Annotated in this window: 16 protein-coding genes; 9 read left to right on the top strand and 7 right to left on the bottom strand. The window is 54.5% G+C overall.

The window, feature by feature from the left end:
* Window positions 1-37 precede the first annotated feature (37 nt).
* From rpoN to yrbL, 6 genes are all read left to right on the top strand, one after another.
* Complete coding sequence (rpoN, locus tag ACQ0PY_RS02685) at window positions 38-1,471, top strand: RNA polymerase factor sigma-54 (RefSeq protein ID WP_109739797.1); 1,434 nt, start codon at window positions 38-40, stop codon at window positions 1,469-1,471.
* Between the two features lie 22 nt (window positions 1,472-1,493).
* Window positions 1,494-1,781, top strand: a complete 288-nt coding sequence (gene hpf / locus ACQ0PY_RS02680; protein WP_003025078.1) for a ribosome hibernation promoting factor — start codon at window positions 1,494-1,496, stop codon at window positions 1,779-1,781.
* A gap of 115 nt (window positions 1,782-1,896) precedes the next feature.
* A complete protein-coding gene (gene ptsN / locus ACQ0PY_RS02675; RefSeq protein ID WP_042325036.1) occupies window positions 1,897-2,388 on the top strand; it encodes a PTS IIA-like nitrogen regulatory protein PtsN in 492 nt (163 codons plus the stop codon).
* Between the two features lie 33 nt (window positions 2,389-2,421).
* Window positions 2,422-3,276 (top strand): RNase adapter RapZ, encoded by an 855-nt coding sequence (gene rapZ / locus ACQ0PY_RS02670; RefSeq protein ID WP_012908509.1) that lies wholly within the window; start codon window positions 2,422-2,424, stop codon window positions 3,274-3,276.
* A complete protein-coding gene (gene npr, locus ACQ0PY_RS02665; protein WP_042998307.1) occupies window positions 3,273-3,545 on the top strand; it encodes a PTS phosphocarrier protein NPr in 273 nt (90 codons plus the stop codon). The genes rapZ and npr overlap by 4 nt, the downstream gene beginning before the upstream one ends.
* Window positions 3,546-3,744: 199 nt before the next feature.
* Window positions 3,745-4,377 (top strand): PhoP regulatory network protein YrbL, encoded by a 633-nt coding sequence (gene yrbL / locus ACQ0PY_RS02660; protein WP_042998308.1) that lies wholly within the window; start codon window positions 3,745-3,747, stop codon window positions 4,375-4,377.
* Window positions 4,378-4,384: 7 nt separating this feature from the next.
* Here yrbL and mtgA read toward each other — a convergent pair whose 3' ends face one another.
* The 4 genes from mtgA to mnmL all read right to left on the bottom strand — a co-directional run bounded on the left by mtgA (window position 4,385) and on the right by mnmL (window position 9,342).
* Window positions 4,385-5,104: a monofunctional biosynthetic peptidoglycan transglycosylase gene (gene mtgA, locus ACQ0PY_RS02655; RefSeq protein ID WP_090050704.1), complete on the bottom strand. Its 720-nt coding sequence runs from the start codon at window positions 5,102-5,104 to the stop codon at window positions 4,385-4,387.
* Complete coding sequence (elbB, locus tag ACQ0PY_RS02650; protein WP_042998310.1) at window positions 5,101-5,754, bottom strand: isoprenoid biosynthesis glyoxalase ElbB; 654 nt, start codon at window positions 5,752-5,754, stop codon at window positions 5,101-5,103. The genes mtgA and elbB overlap by 4 nt, the downstream gene beginning before the upstream one ends.
* Before the next feature lie 228 nt (window positions 5,755-5,982).
* A complete protein-coding gene (gene arcB / locus ACQ0PY_RS02645; protein ID WP_042998311.1) occupies window positions 5,983-8,319 on the bottom strand; it encodes an aerobic respiration two-component sensor histidine kinase ArcB in 2,337 nt (778 codons plus the stop codon).
* Window positions 8,320-8,412: 93 nt separating this feature from the next.
* A complete protein-coding gene (mnmL, locus tag ACQ0PY_RS02640; protein WP_081048487.1) occupies window positions 8,413-9,342 on the bottom strand; it encodes a tRNA modification radical SAM protein MnmL/YtqA in 930 nt (309 codons plus the stop codon).
* A gap of 686 nt (window positions 9,343-10,028) precedes the next feature.
* Between mnmL and gltB the strand changes: the two genes are divergently transcribed.
* From gltB to ACQ0PY_RS02625, 3 genes are all read left to right on the top strand, one after another.
* Entirely contained in the window at window positions 10,029-14,489 is a 4,461-nt protein-coding gene (gene gltB / locus ACQ0PY_RS02635; protein WP_044255961.1) for a glutamate synthase large subunit, read from the top strand.
* A gap of 12 nt (window positions 14,490-14,501) precedes the next feature.
* Window positions 14,502-15,920, top strand: a complete 1,419-nt coding sequence (gene gltD, locus ACQ0PY_RS02630; RefSeq protein WP_042998313.1) for a glutamate synthase subunit GltD — start codon at window positions 14,502-14,504, stop codon at window positions 15,918-15,920.
* Window positions 15,921-16,133: 213 nt separating this feature from the next.
* A complete protein-coding gene (locus tag ACQ0PY_RS02625) occupies window positions 16,134-17,231 on the top strand; it encodes a PDDEXK nuclease domain-containing protein (protein ID WP_109739796.1) in 1,098 nt (365 codons plus the stop codon).
* 56 nt (window positions 17,232-17,287) lie between these two features.
* On the opposite strand, the gene nanQ is transcribed toward ACQ0PY_RS02625, so the two are convergent.
* The 3 genes from nanQ to ACQ0PY_RS02610 are packed head-to-tail and all read right to left on the bottom strand — an operon-like array spanning window position 17,288 to window position 19,312.
* Window positions 17,288-17,755 (bottom strand): N-acetylneuraminate anomerase, encoded by a 468-nt coding sequence (nanQ, locus tag ACQ0PY_RS02620; protein WP_109739795.1) that lies wholly within the window; start codon window positions 17,753-17,755, stop codon window positions 17,288-17,290.
* Window positions 17,742-18,626, bottom strand: coding sequence for an N-acetylmannosamine kinase (nanK, locus tag ACQ0PY_RS02615; protein WP_109739794.1), 885 nt, complete (start codon window positions 18,624-18,626; stop codon window positions 17,742-17,744). The genes nanQ and nanK overlap by 14 nt, the downstream gene beginning before the upstream one ends.
* A complete protein-coding gene (locus ACQ0PY_RS02610; protein ID WP_061069290.1) occupies window positions 18,623-19,312 on the bottom strand; it encodes an N-acetylmannosamine-6-phosphate 2-epimerase in 690 nt (229 codons plus the stop codon). The genes nanK and ACQ0PY_RS02610 overlap by 4 nt, the downstream gene beginning before the upstream one ends.
* Window positions 19,313-19,322: the final 10 nt, after the last annotated feature.

Below are 19,322 nucleotides of genomic sequence, written 5' to 3'. Positions count from 1 at the left end.
GTTTGCGACGTCATAGCGGGAGAAAACGACTCTGAACATGAAGCAAGGTTTGCAACTCAGGCTGAGCCAACAACTGGCGATGACGCCGCAGCTACAACAGGCGATTCGTCTGTTGCAGTTGTCCACGCTGGAACTGCAGCAGGAACTCCAGCAAGCGCTGGAAAGCAATCCGTTGCTGGAACAAACCGATCTTCACGACGAAGTTGATACCCGCGAAACTCAGGACAGCGAAACGCTGGATACCGCCGACGCGCTCGAACAAAAAGAGATGCCGGAAGAGTTGCCGCTTGACGCCAGCTGGGATGAAATCTACACCGCCGGAACGCCGTCGGGCACCAGCGGCGACTACATTGACGATGAGCTCCCCGTTTACCAGGGTGAAACCACGCAGACTCTACAGGATTACCTGATGTGGCAGGTGGAACTCACCCCGTTCTCCGATACCGACCGCGCAATCGCCACGTCGATTGTAGATGCCGTTGACGATACCGGTTATCTCACCGTTTCGCTGGACGACATCCTCGACAGCATGGGCAATGATGAGGTCGGCCTTGATGAAGTCGAAGCCGTACTCAAACGTATTCAGCGGTTTGATCCCGTAGGCGTGGCGGCAAAAGATCTGCGCGATTGCTTACTGATCCAGCTCTCGCAATTCGACAAATCGACCCCCTTCCTTGAAGAAGCCCGGTTGATCATCAGCGATCATCTCGATCTGCTGGCGAACCACGACTTCCGCACTCTGATGCGCGTCACTCGTCTCAAAGAAGAGGTGCTCAAAGAGGCGGTCAATCTGATTCAGTCACTCGATCCCCGACCCGGGCAGTCGATCCAGACCGGCGAACCGGAATACGTGATCCCGGATGTGCTGGTACGCAAGCATAACGGTCACTGGACGGTTGAGCTCAACGGTGACAGCATTCCCCGCTTGCAGATCAATCAGCACTACGCCGCCATGTGCAACGGTGGGCGTAATGACGCCGACAGCCAGTACATCCGCAGTAATTTGCAGGATGCGAAGTGGTTGATTAAGAGTCTGGAAAGCCGCAATGATACCCTGCTGCGCGTCAGCCGTTGCATCGTTGAGCAGCAGCAAGCCTTCTTTGAGCAAGGCGAAGAATTTATGAAACCGATGGTGCTGGCTGACATCGCCCAGGCCGTCGAGATGCACGAATCGACCATTTCTCGTGTGACGACGCAGAAGTATCTGCACAGTCCACGCGGCATTTTTGAACTGAAGTATTTTTTCTCCAGCCATGTGAATACCGAGGGGGGTGGCGAAGCGTCCTCCACGGCGATCCGCGCACTGGTGAAGAAGTTGATTGCGGCGGAAAACCCCGCGAAGCCTTTGAGCGACAGCAAGCTAACATCGATGCTGTCGGAACAAGGCATCATGGTGGCGCGCCGCACCGTTGCGAAGTACCGAGAGTCTTTATCCATTCCGCCGTCAAACCAGCGCAAACAACTGGTTTGACCCAACCGATAAGGAAGACACTATGCAGCTCAACATCACTGGAAACAACGTCGAGATCACAGAAGCCCTGCGTGACTTTGTGAATACCAAGTTCGCCAAACTCGAACAGTATTTTGACAGGATCAATCAGGTCTATATTGTGTTGAAAGTGGAAAAGGTTACCCACATCTCGGATGCAACACTGCATGTAAACGGTGGCGAAATTCACGCCAGCGCGGAAGGTCAGGATATGTATGCGGCCATTGATGGCCTGATTGACAAGCTGGCAAGACAGCTCACCAAACACAAAGATAAATTGAAACAACACTAATTGTCCGGGCAGTTAGCGGGTGCAGGACGGCCTGTTGTGCAGAACAACAGGCCATTTGTACAGTTAGCGCTCCGAATCCGTTCCGCTGTTGTGGGACGGATTCTTAGGTGAAATTATGATAAATAACGATACGACTCTACAACTGAGTAGTGTACTTAACCAGGAATGTACGCGCAGTGCCGTTCACTGCCAGAGCAAAAAACGCGCGCTGGAAATCATCAGTGAACTGGCTGCAAAACAGCTCAGTCTACCGCCGCAGGTCGTTTTTGAAGCGATCCTGACGCGCGAAAAAATGGGCAGTACCGGCATCGGCAATGGGATCGCCATCCCGCACGGTAAGCTGGAAGAAGATACCCTGCGCGCCGTCGGCGTGTTTGTGCAACTGGAAACGCCCATCGCCTTCGATGCGATTGATAATCAACCTGTTGATCTGCTTTTTGCACTGCTGGTGCCTGCGGATCAAACCAAAACGCACCTGCATACACTATCGCTGGTGGCTAAGCGTCTGGCGGATAAAACCATCTGCCGTCGACTGCGCGCCGCACAGAGCGATGAAGAGTTGTATCAAATCATCACTGACACCGAAGGCGGTCAGGATGAAGCGTAACTCCCCTTTTTCCGTGGTGAGGAGAAACAGTACATGGTACTGATGATCGTCAGCGGTCGTTCAGGGTCAGGTAAATCTGTCGCCCTGCGCGCGCTGGAAGATATGGGCTTTTACTGCGTGGATAACCTTCCCGTCGTATTGTTACCCGATCTGGCTCGCACGCTTGCCGAACGCCAGATTTCGGCTGCCGTCAGCATTGACGTACGCAATATGCCAGAGTCGCCGGAAATTTTTGAGCAGGCGATGAACAACCTGCCCGAGGCGTTCTCGCCGCAGTTGCTGTTCCTCGATGCCGATCGCAACACGTTGATTCGTCGCTACAGCGATACGCGTCGTTTGCACCCTCTCTCCAGCAAGAACCTGTCGCTGGAAAGCGCCATTGATCAGGAAAGTGACCTGCTGGAACCGCTGCGTTCTCGCGCCGACCTGATCGTCGACACCTCAGAAATGTCGGTGCATGAACTGGCTGAAATGCTGCGGACCCGCCTGTTGGGTAAACGTGAGCGTGAACTGACGATGGTGTTTGAGTCCTTCGGCTTTAAGCACGGGATCCCCATCGATGCCGATTACGTTTTCGACGTCCGCTTTCTGCCAAACCCGCACTGGGATCCGAAACTGCGTCCAATGACCGGTCTCGACAAGCCCGTCGCCGCCTTCCTCGACAGACACACAGAAGTACACAATTTTATCTACCAGACTCGCAGCTATCTTGAGCTATGGTTACCCATGCTGGAGACCAACAACCGTAGCTATCTGACCGTGGCTATCGGTTGTACCGGCGGGAAACACCGTTCGGTGTATATTGCAGAACAGCTGGCAGACTACTTCCGCTCACGCGGTAAAAACGTACAGTCACGCCATCGTACGCTGGAAAAACGCAAAACATGACCGTGAAGCAAACTGTTGAAATCACGAACAAGCTGGGCATGCATGCCCGGCCAGCAATGAAGCTCTTTGAATTAATGCAGGGATTTGACGCGGAAGTCCTGCTACGAAATGATGAAGGCACCGAAGCGGAAGCCAACAGCGTCATCGCATTACTGATGCTGGACTCCGCCAAAGGCCGACAGATTGAAGTTGAAGCCTCCGGTCCGCAAGAGGTTGAAGCGCTGGCGGCCGTCATCGCTCTTTTCAATTCGGGATTCGACGAAGACTGAGTTAGCTCGTTCCGCGGATACCTTCACAGAAAACGCCACCAGGCGTTTTTTTCATTTTTGCCCCCCTAAACTGTACAATTCGTGCGCTTTTTAACTTAAGAATTACCTTAAGAAAACCTTAAGACAAGTCGTTTAGGTTTCATTTAACCTGAGTGTTCATACTGGATTATTGTCAGTAAATATTTCCAGGATATCACTCATGATTCGTTTATCAGCAGAGACTCCCCTGGGCACCGGACGACATCGTAAGTGTTATGCGCATCCGGATGATGCCCAACGTTGTATTAAGATCGTTTACAACAGTGGACACGGCGGCGACAAAGAGACACAGCGTGAACTGAAGTACTATGCTCACCTCTCTCGCTACCTGAAAGACTGGAGCGGTATCCCTCGCTATTACGGCACGGTCGAGACCGACTGCGGAACGGGTTACGTTTACGATGTGATTGCCGATTACGACGGCAAGCCGTCCATCACTCTCACCGAATTTGCCAAACAATGTCGTTACGAAGACGACTTTGCCGTGCTGCGTCAGCTGCTGAAGACGCTAAAACGCTACCTGCGTGACAACCATATCGTCACCATGACGCTGAAACCACAGAACATTCTTTGTCACCGTATCAGCGAATCGGAAGTGGTGCCGGTGGTTTGCGATAATATTGGCGAAGGGACGTTGATCCCGCTGGCGACCTGGTCAAAATGGTTCTGCCATCGTAAGCAGGAAAGACTGTGGCAGCGTTTTATCGCCCAACCGGTACTGGCCGTCGCGCTGGAAAAAGACGTCCACCCGAAAGAACGCAGCGGATTGTCACTCTCTTCGCGCGAGGCGTAATGCAGATTTAATGCAGGTGGTGGCGGGTCATAAACGACTCCCCACCCAACTGACGCATTTGACGCAGTATCCACGCCTGACGGCTACGCACATAGCCTGAAGGTGCTGCGACCTTAAAGCGCAGAGGATTGGGTAATACAGCGGCAAGCAGCGCCGCTTCTGACTGAGTCAATCGGCTGGCCGGTTTGCCAAAATAGCGCTGTGCGGCGGCTTCGACGCCAAATACGCCATCACCAAATTCCGCGATATTCAGGTAAACCGTCAGGATCCGCTTCTTGCTCCAGACCGTCTCTACACCGACGGTAAGTCCGGCTTCCAGCCCTTTCCGCAACCAGCTACGCCCATCCCAGAGAAAGAGATTTTTAACCGTTTGCTGTGACAATGTTGACGCGCCGCGAATGCGGTTTTCATTACGTTCGTTATGTGACAGCGCTTTTTCGATAGCAGCAACGTCAAAACCCCAGTGGTCCGGGAAGGTCTGGTCTTCTGCGGCAATCACCGCGAGTCCCATCCACGGAGAGATTTCATCCATACTCACCCAGTCGGAATGAGCAACATAGCCAAAGTCACCCTGTAGCCAGGCACCGATCTGCCGCTCAACCATTACCGCTGAAAAAGGCACAGGCACCACGCTAAACAGCGCAATGCCACCGCCCCAGAAAACGGCGAGGATAATCACGACGCGCAATATCACTCGCCTCAGAAAGGCGAAAACTCCTTTTTTCATTCCGCCAGGACCAGCACGCGTGATACCAGTTTTTCGATCCCCATTGCCGCCTGAGCGATGTCCTGCGCCAACATGTAGGCCGGTGTGGTGACGATTTTATTATCTTCATCAACGACGATATCATCGACCGGGCACGGCACATGCTCCGCCCCCATCTCTTCCAGCACTTCCGCTGTATCAATATCGGTCCCGATTGTCAGACGTAGCGGAAAGTCGAAGATTTTCGGCAGCATCGCCGGGGCGATGCACATAAAACCCAGCGGCTTGCCCGACTGATGCATCGCCAGAGCGAGCCCGGCTAAATCCGGATCAACCCGGCATTCACTGCCCTGACTGGCAAAGTTGCTCAAATTTTTGGCCGCGCCAAAACCACCGGGAACAATCAGCGCATCCAGATCGGCTGAGACTGCCTGAGAAAGCGGACGAATGTTGCCGCGTGTAATACGGGCCGCTTCAATCAGTACATTACGGGTTTCCGCCATCGGTTCGCCCGTCAGATGATTAATCACATCGGCCTGCGCTTTGTCGGGCGCAAAGCAGACGGCCTGCGCGCCGCTGCGGGCAATGGACAGCAACGTCAGTACGGTTTCATGAATTTCAGCACCGTCATACACACCGCATCCACTGAGAACTACGCCAATTTTTTTCATTCAAATGTCCTTTTCACCACTATCTGCAGCACATTAATAATTGTGATTAAAATGCTACGCTTCACACATTTAACTGATTCATGTAACAAAGCATTTAAGATTTGCTATCTTAACTGCGTGCGGCCCGAATTTACGCGCTGCGCCTTTTAAATCACAATTATAACTTACGGCGCAGCCATGATTTCCCTGGTGTTGGCGCAGTATTCGCGCACCCCGGTCAAGCCGGGGTCATTTTTTTCCAGCGTTCGCCACCCAGGCCTTTAATACCGCAACGTCGTGTTGCCACTCCTGTTTCATCTCTTCAATCCATTCCCCCACGTTATCTTCCCATGCTGGAAGATCGGGTGACTGGATCTGCTGCCCCAGCTGTTGCAGATGACGAAGGCCAACAGAACCCGCCGCCCCTTTAATTTTATGCCCTTCTTCAACCACGCCTTTTTTGTCACGCGCGGTCAGATTGGATTCCAGAACGCTTAAATAACCTGGCATCATCTTCTCGAACACCGCCAGGCCATCGGTAATTAGTTTCGGCCCCACCAGCTCTATGTACTGTTCCAGCATCGGAATATCTAATAGCGCTTGCGATTTACTGCTCTCTTCAGATTTCACCGTGCACTCCTCCTCATCTTGGGTATCCCAGTACTTCTTAATCATGGCGGTTAACGCCGGTACCGACAGCGGCTTGCTCAGCACGTCATCCATACCGGCATCCAGATACTCTTTTTTATCTTTCAGGACGTTTGCCGTCAGCGCCACCAGCGGCGGCAGATCTTCACGCGCATAACGCTGGGTCAGTTCGCGTGAAATATCGAGGCCCGTCATATCCGGCAACTGAATATCCAGCAACACCAGGTCGTATTCGCCCGGCGTGAACATCTCCAGCGCCGCTTTCCCGGTCATCGCGACATCCACGCTATTACCGAGTTTTTCCAGCACCGAGCGCGCCACAATGACGTTCAGTTCGATATCTTCCACCAGCAGGACATTTAACGCCGGTAGCGGCAAATCGTCATCCTCAAACGCATCTTCAACTTCTTCAGCCACCGCTGGCGCATGGACGGTCAGAGTAAAGATTGAGCCTTTACCTGGCTGACTTGCCACGGTGATATCTCCACCCATGTTTTTCGCCAGACGACGCGAGACCGCCAGACCGATGCCTGTACCGGTCGCTGGTTTTCCGCCGTGACTGTCTTTCACCTGATAATACATGGCGAAGATTTTGTCCTGCTCATCCTGCGGAATGCCGATGCCGGAATCTTCCACTTCAAAGTGCAGAGTACTGCCGGCATCGTAACGTACGCGCACGGTCACCTGGCCCTGCTGGGTAAATTTCACCGCGTTGCTGATCAGGTTCCACAGGATCTGCCGCAGACGCGTGCCGTCAGTCACCACTTTATGCGGCAGCGGCAAGGTCGGGTCGAGCACAAAACGCAGCCCTTTCTGCTGCGCCTGCAGGCCGGAGAGGTTCTCCAGATCGGCCATGAAGCTGGTGAAATCCACTGGCTGGTTATCCAGTTGAACCTTACGCCGCTCCATCTTATCCATATCAATGATATCGTTGAAGATGTTCCCCAACGTCACGGCGGAGACATGGATCGTTTTCAGGTATTTTTCCTGTTCGGCCGTCAGCTCAGTGTCCAGCAGAATACGACTCAGACCGACAATTCCGTTCAGCGGTGTGCGCAGCTCGTGGCTAATGGTGGAAATAAAGGTGGTTTTATCGCGGCTGGCGCGCTCAAGCGCATCCTGATAGCGCTTGCGCTCGGTAATATCGCGACCAAAACCCATCAGGCCATGACGTTTACCAACGCGATCGTAATAAGGCACTTTGCGGATTTCAAAACAGGCTTTGCGCCCGTCGGGATAATCAAGCCATTGCTCATAGGTCAGCGACACATTATGGCGGAAAACTTTTTCGTCGGTCTCAATGACTTTTTCGGCGGCTTCCGGCGAGTACACATCAGCAGGCTTTAAATGAACCAGTTGTTTTTCGCTTTTGCCGGTGAGCAACTCCATCGCCCGGTTACAGCCGGAAAACTCTTTATCTTCGTTGCGATAAAAAACCAAATCCGGCGAGGCATCCAGAAAAGAACGTAAAAAAGAGGATTGCTGTTCAAGTTGGATCTGCGCCTCTTCGCGCTCTTTGATCTCAACTTTGAGCTGCTCAAACGTGGACTGGCGTTCCGCCTCTGCCTTTTCGCGGTCAGCAATCTCCTGATTCAGCTGCGAAATATTATCTTTCAGTTGGACGTTGAGCTTGAGGTCGCGCTCACGCATCTCTTCCAGCTTTTGCACCAGTCGGGATAACCGCTGACGGGATTCTTCCAGTTGCTCCACCACCACCGACAAAAAATAGACCGCCCAGGGGGTGATTAACAAACCAAAGAAAATGGAGCGGATGACATCGATCTGTTCGACCCGACCATGTAGCACCATGGTGACCGCCATCTGCACCACAATTGCCAGCACAACGAGCGCTAACGCCAACAACAGCGAAAAGCGCACCAGACCCAATTTCATCATCAGGTCCACATAGTACTGCGCCAGCATACGAATTTGCTTCATCAGGGATTTCCTTTACGACAACCTGGCACAATAATACTCAATTCTGGGCAAGACGTTGAAGAATGTGCAAGAAATGCGAATGCCCGTCATAGTTCAGGCGTCAGGCGGAACCCATGCCCGTCCGATCGCAGAACCCTGCACGCCATGCGTATTCAGATAACGATCCAGCTCGACCATCCCGGTCCAGCGGTTTTCGCACCACAACGGTGCCAGCAGCGTGGGACGGCGCGCGCTGGCGGAAATACGATGATAAATCACCTCCGGCGGGGTATGACGGATCATCTCGCCTGCGGTTCGCGTGTAGTCATCCAGTTCAATCCCGTTCAGACGCCCTGCTTCCCACGCTCTGGCCATAATGCTGCCCTTCACGATGTGCAGCGGATGCAGTTTGATGCCATCCACTCCCGTCTCCACCACCCGCTCAAGCGTTTGCAGGCATTCCGCTTGCCGTTCTCCCGGCAGGCCGACAATAAGGTGCGAACAAACTTTCAGGCCGCGCTCACGGGCAAGGCGGGTTGTGCGCTGATAACAGGCAAAATCGTGACCACGATTAATACGGTGCAGCGTTTTGTCATGCGCGGTCTGCAGCCCCAGCTCCAGCCACACTTCATAGCCCTGGTCTTTATACTCACAGAGCAGATCGAGAACCGCCTCCGGTACGCAGTCGGGACGCGTTCCCACGCACAGCCCGACAATACTGGCCTGACTGACCGCCTGCTGATACATCGAGCGCAACACCTGCACTTCAGCAAAGGTACTGGTATAGGCCTGGAAATAGGCCAGATAGCGTTTCGCACGATTAACCAGATGCGCCTGGTGCGCGAGTTGTTCGGCGATCGAATGATGCTGCTGCGCTTCATCCGCAAAAGAGGCAACATTACAGAAAGTGCAGCCGCCGCGTCCGATGGTGCCATCGCGATTTGGACAGCTAAATCCGCCGTGGAGCGTCAGTTTATGAACCTTTTGCCCATAACGCCGAGAAAGATCCCCACCAAACATATTGACTAATTTCTGTAACTGCATAATCTGATAGACCGCGCCTTGAAAAGAGGCCAAAGCCTGCCATTTTTAACCCTTGTCGGCGATGACCTGGATCAATCGCCCTGGCAGGCTTTTATCAATTGCATATTCAGTCAAAATAAACGATATTTCATTCACAACCCAGCCAATTACTTTTCCTTATCTCCGGTCATTTTTTTTATCTTCTGACGTCGATTGCGCAAAAACAGTATCATGAAATGCCATATCGCAACAAACCAGCACAAAACACTACATCTGACGACGAATAAAGCGGAGACATGAGCTAACAAGCGGTTATGACAGTGAGACAGATCACACTCCTCGCCTCGTTTCCAGTACGTTAATTCAATGTCAAAATGATATTATTTTCAATATTTTCATGAAGATAAATGCTCTATAGCACATTATTAGAGAAATAAGATTGCCATTTGACCTGTGTGTGGATTCCCGATAACGTGGAAATCCGCTGGAAGCTTTCTGGATGAGCGGTGTGCTCATCATATTTATGCAGTAATTGAGATTCCCTCTGACAGCAAGTCCTCAAACTTGTTTGACCTAAGCGAAATGGATAAAGAGGGCGAATGCGAGGTACGCGTATGACACGCAAACCCCGTCGCCATGCTCTTGGTGTGCCCGTGCGCAAACGGTATCGGAAGGGGGTCTCGCAGAGCCTGGGGAGGTTCACTGATATGTTGTACGATAAATCCCTTGAGAAGGATAACTGTGGTTTCGGCCTGATCGCCCACATAGAAGGCGAACCTAGCCACAAGGTAGTGCGTACCGCCATACACGCACTGGCCCGAATGCAGCACCGTGGCGCAATCCTCGCTGATGGTAAAACCGGCGATGGTTGTGGTCTGCTGCTGCAAAAACCTGACCGTTTTTTCCGCATCGTTGCGCAAGAGCACGGCTGGCGTTTAGCCAAAAACTACGCGGTTGGCATGATCTTCCTGAACAAAGACCCTGAACTGGCCGCCGCCTCTCGCCGTATTGTCGAAGAAGAGCTTCAGCAGGAAACTCTGTCGATTGTTGGCTGGCGTGATGTGCCGACCAACGAAGGTGTACTGGGTGAAATCGCCCTCTCCTCCCTGCCGCGTATTGAACAAATTTTTGTGAATGCCCCTGCGGGATGGCGTCCGCGCGATATGGAACGTCGTCTGTTCATCGCCCGTCGCCGTATTGAAAAACGACTACAGGAAGACAAAGACTTCTACGTCTGTAGCCTGTCAAACCTGGTCAACATCTATAAAGGTCTGTGTATGCCAGCGGATCTGCCGCGCTTCTACCTGGACCTCGCGGACTTGCGTCTGGAATCGGCCATTTGCCTGTTCCACCAGCGTTTTTCCACCAACACCGTGCCGCGCTGGCCGCTGGCGCAGCCGTTCCGCTACCTGGCGCACAACGGCGAAATCAACACCATTACCGGTAACCGCCAGTGGGCTCGCGCCCGCACCTATAAATTCCAGACCCCGCTGATACCGGATCTGCACGACGCCGCGCCGTTCGTTAACGAAACCGGCTCCGACTCCAGTTCCATGGATAATATGCTGGAACTGCTGCTGGCGGGCGGGATGGACATCATCCGCGCCATGCGTCTGCTGGTGCCGCCAGCCTGGCAGAACAACCCGGATATGGATCCGGATCTGCGCGCCTTCTTTGACTTTAACTCCATGCATATGGAGCCGTGGGACGGCCCGGCCGGTATCGTCATGTCCGACGGGCGTTTCGCCGCCTGTAACCTCGACCGTAACGGTCTGCGTCCGGCGCGCTATGTCATCACCAAAGACAAGCTGATCACCTGCGCATCTGAAGTCGGGATCTGGGACTACCAGCCTGACGAAGTGGTCGAAAAGGGCCGTGTCGGCCCCGGCGAACTGATGGTTATCGACACCCGCAGCGGTTGCATTCTGCACTCCGCCGAAACGGACGACGACCTGAAAAGCCGCCATCCGTATAAAGAGTGGATGGAGAAAAACGTCCGCCGCCTGGTGCCGTTTGAAGATCTGGCAGACGATCAGGTGGGCCAGCGTGAACTGGACGACGATACGCTCGCCAGCTACCAGAAACAGTTTAATTACAGCGCCGAAGAACTGGATTCCGTTCTCCGCGTGCTCGGCGAAAACGGTCAGGAAGCGGTCGGTTCAATGGGTGACGATACCCCGTTTGCCGTGCTTTCCAGCCAGCCGCGCATCATTTACGACTACTTCCGCCAGCAGTTTGCCCAGGTGACGAACCCACCTATCGATCCGCTGCGTGAAGCGCATGTCATGTCGCTGGCGACCAGCATCGGTCGCGAGATGAACGTCTTCTGCGAAGCGGAAGGCCAGGCGCACCGTCTGAGCTTTAAATCACCAATTCTGCTGTACTCTGATTTCCAGCAGCTCACTACGATGAAAGAAGAACATTATCGCGCCGACCGGCTCGATATCACCTTCGATGCGACGCAAACCACGCTGGAAGAGACAGTCAAAGCGCTGTGCGATACCGCCGAGCAAATGGTCCGCAGCGGCACCGTTCTGTTGGTACTGACAGACCGTAATATCGGCAAAAATCGCCTGCCGGTACCGGCGCCGATGGCCGTCGGCGCAGTACAAACGCGCCTGGTTGAGCAGAACCTGCGCTGCGACGCCAACATCATTGTCGAAACCGCAAGCGCTCGCGATCCGCATCACTTCGCCGTGCTGCTGGGCTTTGGCGCGACGGCCATTTACCCATACCTCGCGTATGAGACGCTGGGCCGTCTGATCGACACTCAGGCGATCGCCAAAAACTACCGTACCGTGATGCTGAACTACCGTAACGGCATCAATAAAGGGCTATACAAAATCATGTCCAAAATGGGCATCTCGACCATCGCCTCCTACCGCTGCTCCAAACTGTTTGAAGCGGTGGGCCTGCATGATGATGTCGTGAATCTCTGCTTCCAGGGCGTGGTCAGTCGCATCGGCGGCGCGGGCTTTGCAGACTTCCAGCAGGATCTGCTGAACCTGTCCAAACGCGCATGGCTGGCACGTAAACCTATTTCACAGGGCGGCCTGCTGAAGTATGTGCATGGCGGCGAATACCACGCCTACAACCCGGACGTGGTACGAACCCTGCAACAGGCGGTTCAGAGCGGGGAATACAGCGACTATCAGGAATACGCAAAGCTGGTCAACGAGCGTCCCGCGACGACACTGCGCGATCTGCTGGCAATTAATCCTGGCGACAACGCGGTCAGCATCGAGGAAGTCGAACCGGCGAGCGAACTGTTCAAACGTTTTGATACCGCGGCAATGTCGATCGGCGCACTAAGCCCGGAGGCACATGAAGCACTGGCTGAAGCGATGAACAGCATCGGCGGTAATTCCAACTCCGGCGAAGGCGGCGAAGACCCGGCGCGCTACGGCACCAATAAAGTGTCACGCATTAAGCAGGTGGCCTCTGGTCGCTTCGGTGTCACCCCGGCGTACCTGGTTAACGCCGACGTGATTCAGATTAAAGTCGCCCAGGGTGCGAAACCGGGAGAAGGTGGTCAGCTACCGGGTGATAAAGTGACCCCGTACATCGCCAAACTGCGCTACTCGGTACCGGGCGTGACGCTGATCTCCCCGCCGCCGCACCACGATATCTACTCTATCGAGGATTTAGCGCAGCTGATTTTCGATCTGAAGCAGGTGAACCCGAAGGCGATGATCTCCGTGAAGCTGGTGTCCGAACCGGGCGTCGGTACCATCGCGACCGGCGTGGCGAAAGCCTACGCTGACCTGATCACCATCGCCGGCTACGACGGCGGTACCGGCGCGAGCCCGCTCTCTTCAGTAAAATACGCAGGCTGTCCGTGGGAACTGGGCCTGGTGGAAACCCAGCAGGCGCTGGTCGCCAACGGCCTGCGTCATAAGATCCGTTTGCAGGTCGATGGCGGTCTGAAAACCGGCGTGGATATCATCAAAGCGGCGATCCTCGGTGCAGAAAGCTTCGGCTTCGGTACCGGCCCGATGGTGGCGCTGGGCTGTAAATACCTGCGTATTTGCCATCTCAACAACTGTGCAACCGGTGTGGCAACCCAGGACGACAAACTGCGCAAGAACCATTATCACGGTCTGCCGTTCAAAGTAACCAACTACTTTGAGTTTATCGCACGCGAAACGCGCGAACTGATGGCGCAGCTTGGCGTGACGCGTCTGGTGGATCTGATTGGCCGTACCGACCTGCTGAAAGAACTGGACGGGTTTACCGCCAAACAGCAGAAACTGGCGCTGTCCCGGCTGCTGGAAACCGCGGAGCCGCATCCCGGCAAAGCGTTGTACTGCACCGAGAACAACCCGCCGTTTGATAACGGTGTACTGAACGCACAGTTGCTGCAACAGGCGAAACCGTATGTTGATGAGCGCCAGAGCAAAACCTTCTGGTTCGATATTCGTAACACCGATCGTTCTGTTGGCGCGTCGCTCTCGGGATATATTGCTCAGACCCACGGCGATCAGGGGCTGGCCTCTGACCCAATTAAAGCGCACTTCAGCGGTACCGCAGGCCAGAGCTTCGGTGTCTGGAACGCGGGCGGCGTGGAGCTGTACCTGACCGGCGATGCTAACGACTATGTCGGCAAAGGCATGGCGGGTGGTCTGCTGGCGGTGCGTCCTCCGGTCGGTTCCGCTTTCCGTAGCCATGAAGCGAGCATCATTGGCAACACCTGCCTGTATGGTGCGACCGGGGGTCGTCTGTATGCCGCAGGGCGTGCGGGTGAGCGTTTCGGGGTGCGTAACTCCGGTGCGATCACCGTGGTGGAAGGGATTGGCGACAACGGGTGCGAATACATGACCGGCGGAATCGTCTGTATCCTCGGCAAAACCGGAGTGAACTTCGGCGCGGGTATGACGGGCGGGTTCGCCTACGTGCTGGATGAAGATGGTGAGTTCCGTAAACGTGTAAACCCGGAACTGGTCGAAGTGCTGGGCGTTGACGAACTGGCTATCCACGAAGAGCATCTGCGTGGCCTGATCACCGAACACGTGCAGCATACCGGTTCTCAGCGCGGGGAAGAGATTCTGGCTAACTGGTCAGCCTTCGCTAACAAATTCGCGCTGGTTAAACCGAAGTCCAGTGATGTGAAAGCACTGTTGGGTCACCGTAGTCGTAGCGCAGCAGAGCTGCGTGTGCAGGCGCAGTAAGGGGTAGCAGCAATGAGTCAGAACGTATACCAATTTATCGACCTGCAGCGCGTTGATCCGCCGAAGAAGCCGCTGAAGATCCGCAAAATCGAGTTTATCGAAATCTACGAACCGTTTTCAGAAGGTCAGGCAAAAGCACAGGCGGATCGTTGTCTTTCCTGCGGTAACCCGTACTGTGAGTGGAAATGCCCGGTTCATAACTACATTCCGAACTGGCTGAAGCTCGCCAATGAAGGACGCATTTTTGAAGCTGCGGAACTGTCTCACCAGACCAACACGCTGCCGGAAGTGTGCGGTCGCGTGTGCCCGCAGGACCGTTTGTGTGAAGGTTCTTGTACGCTGAACGACGAGTTCGGTGCCGTCACCATCGGCAACATCGAGCGTTATATCAATGATAAAGCGTTCGAAATGGGCTGGCGTCCGGATATGACCGGCGTTCGCCAGACTGACAAGCGGGTTGCGATCATCGGTGCCGGTCCAGCCGGGCTGGCTTGTGCCGACGTGTTGACCCGCAATGGCGTGAAGGCCGTGGTGTTTGACCGTCATCCAGAGATTGGGGGCCTGCTGACCTTTGGCATTCCGGCCTTCAAGCTGGAAAAAGAGGTGATGACTCGCCGCCGTGAAATTTTCACTGGCATGGGAATCGAGTTCAAACTGAATGTGGAAGTGGGACGTGACGTACAGCTCGACGACCTGCTGCAAGAGTACGATGCGGTATTCCTCGGCGTCGGCACCTATCAGTCCATGCGTGGCGGGCTGGAAAACGAAGACGCCGATGGCGTATTTGACGCCCTGCCGTTCCTGATCGCCAATACGAAGCAGATCATGGGCTTTGGTGAAACGACCGACGAACCGTACGTCAATATGGAAGGTAAACGCGTGGTGGTGCTGGGCGGTGGCGATACCGCCATGGACTGTGTGCGGACCTCCGTTCGTCAGGGCGCAACGCATGTCACCTGTGCCTATCGCCGTGACGAAGAAAACATGCCGGGTTCCCGACGCGAAGTGAAAAACGCGCGTGAAGAAGGTGTGGAGTTCCAGTTCAACGTGCAGCCGCTGGGTATTGAAATCAATGCGAATGGTAAAGTCAGCGGCGTGAAAATGGCACGTACCGAAATGGGTGCGCCGGATGCGAAAGGCCGCCGTCGTGCGGAAATCGTCCCCGGTTCCGAACATGTGGTTCCGGCGGATGCCGTTGTGATGGCGTTTGGCTTCCGCCCCCATAACATGGAGTGGCTGGCAAAACACAGCGTCGAACTGGATTCTCAGGGCCGTATTATCGCGCCGGAAGGCAGCGATAACGCCTTCCAGACCAGCAATCCGAAAATCTTCGCCGGCGGTGACATTGTGCGTGGTTCGGATCTGGTGGTGACCGCCATTGCCGAAGGCCGCAAAGCGGCTGACGGGATCATGAACTGGCTGGAAGTGTAGTAAACCTTTCTGACTCCCCTGCTCTGAGTTCTCGCTCAGGGATGGGGAGTCACCCTTTCTTTTCGCTATATCCCACCTTCATTCTTCGAAAGCGGCTCGCAAATTTCGCCGTAAATGAATGTAATGGGCTGAGTAGAATTGACCGTATATCCCTTTAAATGTACTGATAGCGAGATATTTTCAATCCGTAACTATCATGTCAGGGATAATATGATGGCAACAACATCGGCACAGCCCGCCGGCGATTATCAGCAAATCCACAACGGCATAATCCATCTGCTGGATACTGCCAGGACAGAGACCGTCCGCAATATCAACGCGATCATGACGGCGACGTACTGGGAAATAGGTCGACGTATTGTCCAGTTTGAGCAGGGCGGTGAAACGCGGGCAGCTTATGGTGCTCAACTGATTGAGCAACTGTCCATAGATTTAACCCGGCGCTATAAGCGTGGTTTCTCAACCGGCAACCTGCGGCAAATTAGAGCTTTTTACCTATATTTTCAGCATATTGAAATTCACCAGACACTGTCTGGCGAAACTTTAAATCTCAAACAACTCGCCAGGATATTCCCGCTGCCCTGGTCAGCCTATGTCCGTCTCCTGTCAGTTAAAAACCCCGATGCCCGCACCTTTTACGAGAAAGAAACATTACGCAACGGTTGGTCAGTACGACAACTCGCTCGGCAAATCGCGTCTCAGTTTTACGAACGTACGCTGCTGTCTCATGATAAACCCGCGTTGCTGCAACAGGCTGCGCCCACCGTGCCCGAAGTCTTACCAGAACACGCAATACGCGATCCCTTTATTCTCGAATTCCTCGATCTGAAAGATGTGTATTCTGAATCCGATCTGGAAGAAGCACTGATTAACCATCTGATGGAGTTTATGCTTGAACTCGGGGACGATTTTGCGTTTGTCAGCCGACAGCGCCGGTTACGCATTGACGATAGCTGGTTTCGCGTCGACCTGCTTTTCTTCCATCGCCGCTTGCGTTGTCTGTTAGTTGTTGACCTGAAAATGGGCAAATTCAGCTATGCCGATGCACGACAAATGAACATGTACCTTAACTACGCCAAAGAGCACTGGACAATGCCGGGGGAAAATCCGCCAGTAGGGTTAATCCTGTGTGCGGGAAAAGGGGCTGGAGAAGCGCACTACGCGCTGAACGGTTTACCGAATACCGTGATGGCAAGTGAATATAAAGTGCAATTGCCTGACGAAAAATTACTGGCAGATGAACTCATTCGTTCGCAATTGGCACTGACAGCGCAGCAAGCGGTATCCTCAGAAACATCATTGACAAAATAATGAACGGGATGGATGTGTAAAGCGTAAGACCGGATGGTAAAAACCATCCGGCATTTTCATGCGACTAACAGGCTGGCGCGAACCTTGACGACAACTTTCTTAATCTCTTTCGGTTCTCCCACGCTGCACCCCGGTTTGTGCGGCTCTCCGGGCATTAACACCGCGAACATGCCTGGCTGTAGGGTAATGGTCTGACTACCCGCTATCTCGCGACAAAGCTGATAATCCTCTTCAACATGTACCTCTTCACATTGCCGCGCAGAATCCGCCACGCCGAAATGAATGCGTTCCTCTCCCGCCAGCAGTAGCTGGATATCGATGTATTGCTCGTGCAGTTCGGCCTTTTTCTCTGAGGCCGATTGCGTGGCAAACTGCATTACGTTCATAAAGATATCGTCCCCGCGTAGCTCAACGCGACCAGGGGATTGCTCCTGCGGTCTGGCGGTCAACGCCAGCGTCAGCGCCTCTTCCAGCACGGGATGTAAACCGGCAGCAGACAACGAACGAACTTCACCTAATATCATCTTTCTCCCCTTTCGCTAACAATGCCGCGCCCAGCAGTCCCGCGTCGTGGCGGTAGTGTGCCGGGCTTAATTCTACGTGATAAACCGAAGGCATCCGTTCGAGACAGGCGCGGACCTGCGACAGATACCCTTGCGCCAGCCCAACGCTGCCGCCGACAACCACCCGCTGACAATCGGTGACCGCTTTCGTATCGGCAATCAGCCGTGCCAGCACCTGTGCGGAGTCAGCGACAAGTCGGTGGGCCTGTTCATCCCCTTCTGCCGCGCGGGCAAAAATGGTTTTCGCATCGCATCCGGCAAGCGAGCCTTGCGCTGCGGCAGCAATACCGCGTCCCGACGCGATAGCCTCGACACATCCCACTCGTCCACAGCCGCACACCGGCCCATTAGGGTCCGCGAGGGTATGACCCAGATGTCCGGCCAAACCACCGGTACCGGTGACTAGCTGACCGTCGCTGACCACACCGCCGCCGACGCCGGTTGAAACGGTGATAAACACCATATCCCGCGTTTCATCGGCAATTGCATGATATTCCGCCCATGCGGCAGCCTGTGCATCGTTGATCGCCAGCGTTGGTAAGCCGGTGAGGGCTTCTAACGTCTGCACCAGCGGAAAGTGAAGCAACCCGCCCAAATTAGAGGGATTTATCGCCAACAGGTGGCCTTCGCGGATAATCCCCGTCGAGGCTATCGCCACCCGATGCGCTTGCGACTGCAACGGTTGCACCAGTGTTTTCAGCGCGTCGCGTAGTGCCGGAGACGTTTTACTAGCAGGGGTGGGCAGCTCACGACGTTCGCGAATCTGCAAATCATCCTCCACCAGCGCGGCGGCGAGTTTCGTACCGCCAATATCAATGGCCAGCGTCGTCATAGCACCGCCCTTTTCAACGCTGTGTTATACCATTCACAGATGTGCTCCAGCCGGGTAATCGCAGATCCGACCGTCACTGCCCAGGCGCCGTGACGCATTGCTTCACCGGCCTGCGCCGGGGTATTGTAGCGGCCTTCAGCAATCACCCGGCACCCGGCTTCACTCAGCGATTTCACTAGCGCCAGATCCGGTTCATCAGGGGTTTCTGCGGTGGTGTAACCCGAAAGCGTGGTGCCAATAATGTCTGCACCGAGCGCCTGACAGGCCAGGCCGTCCTCCTGTGAAGAGCAATCGGCCATTGCCAGCAACTGGTGGTGATGGATACGCGCCAGTAGCACCGCAACCGGCACCGGACGCACGCGGTCGGTGCCATCAATCGCGATAATGTCCGCGCCAGCCTGCGCCAGCGCATCGACATCCTCCAGAAACGCGGTGATGCGCACTGGAGAATCCGCGAGATCGCGTTTGAGAATACCGATTATCGGTACGGAAACCACGGCACGCGTCGCATTCAGATTCTCAATCCCTTCAATACGTAACGCGACGGCCCCAGCCTGCTCTGCCGCCAGCGCCATCGCCGCCACAATCTCGGGTTTATCCAGTGGGCTGCCGGGAACCGGCTGACAGGAGACAATCAAACCACCACGCGCGGCAATGCTTTTATCCAGTTGTGCAAGTAACGACATACTTCTTCCC

Source organism: Citrobacter sp. LST-B2 (genome assembly GCF_057983045.1).
The sequence above is the reverse complement of the archived record's forward strand: the minus strand, read 5'-3'. Positions and strand labels throughout refer to the sequence as shown.

What these genes read in the sequence shown, in the direction of transcription:
- mnmL (WP_081048487.1), bottom strand. Translation starts at nt 9,342, where the DNA reads ATGCAGTTACAGAAATTAGTCAATATGTTTGGTGGGGATCTTTCTCGG.
- hpf (WP_003025078.1), top strand. Translation starts at nt 1,494, where the DNA reads ATGCAGCTCAACATCACTGGAAACAACGTCGAGATCACAGAAGCCCTG.
- ACQ0PY_RS02610 (WP_061069290.1), bottom strand. Translation starts at nt 19,312, where the DNA reads ATGTCGTTACTTGCACAACTGGATAAAAGCATTGCCGCGCGTGGTGGT.
- arcB (WP_042998311.1), bottom strand. Translation starts at nt 8,319, where the DNA reads ATGAAGCAAATTCGTATGCTGGCGCAGTACTATGTGGACCTGATGATG.
- ptsN (WP_042325036.1), top strand. Translation starts at nt 1,897, where the DNA reads ATGATAAATAACGATACGACTCTACAACTGAGTAGTGTACTTAACCAG.
- yrbL (WP_042998308.1), top strand. Translation starts at nt 3,745, where the DNA reads ATGATTCGTTTATCAGCAGAGACTCCCCTGGGCACCGGACGACATCGT.
- ACQ0PY_RS02625 (WP_109739796.1), top strand. Translation starts at nt 16,134, where the DNA reads ATGGCAACAACATCGGCACAGCCCGCCGGCGATTATCAGCAAATCCAC.
- rpoN (WP_109739797.1), top strand. Translation starts at nt 38, where the DNA reads ATGAAGCAAGGTTTGCAACTCAGGCTGAGCCAACAACTGGCGATGACG.
- gltD (WP_042998313.1), top strand. Translation starts at nt 14,502, where the DNA reads ATGAGTCAGAACGTATACCAATTTATCGACCTGCAGCGCGTTGATCCG.
- gltB (WP_044255961.1), top strand. Translation starts at nt 10,029, where the DNA reads ATGTTGTACGATAAATCCCTTGAGAAGGATAACTGTGGTTTCGGCCTG.
- npr (WP_042998307.1), top strand. Translation starts at nt 3,273, where the DNA reads ATGACCGTGAAGCAAACTGTTGAAATCACGAACAAGCTGGGCATGCAT.
- nanQ (WP_109739795.1), bottom strand. Translation starts at nt 17,755, where the DNA reads ATGATATTAGGTGAAGTTCGTTCGTTGTCTGCTGCCGGTTTACATCCC.
- mtgA (WP_090050704.1), bottom strand. Translation starts at nt 5,104, where the DNA reads ATGAAAAAAGGAGTTTTCGCCTTTCTGAGGCGAGTGATATTGCGCGTC.
- nanK (WP_109739794.1), bottom strand. Translation starts at nt 18,626, where the DNA reads ATGACGACGCTGGCCATTGATATTGGCGGTACGAAACTCGCCGCCGCG.
- elbB (WP_042998310.1), bottom strand. Translation starts at nt 5,754, where the DNA reads ATGAAAAAAATTGGCGTAGTTCTCAGTGGATGCGGTGTGTATGACGGT.
- rapZ (WP_012908509.1), top strand. Translation starts at nt 2,422, where the DNA reads ATGGTACTGATGATCGTCAGCGGTCGTTCAGGGTCAGGTAAATCTGTC.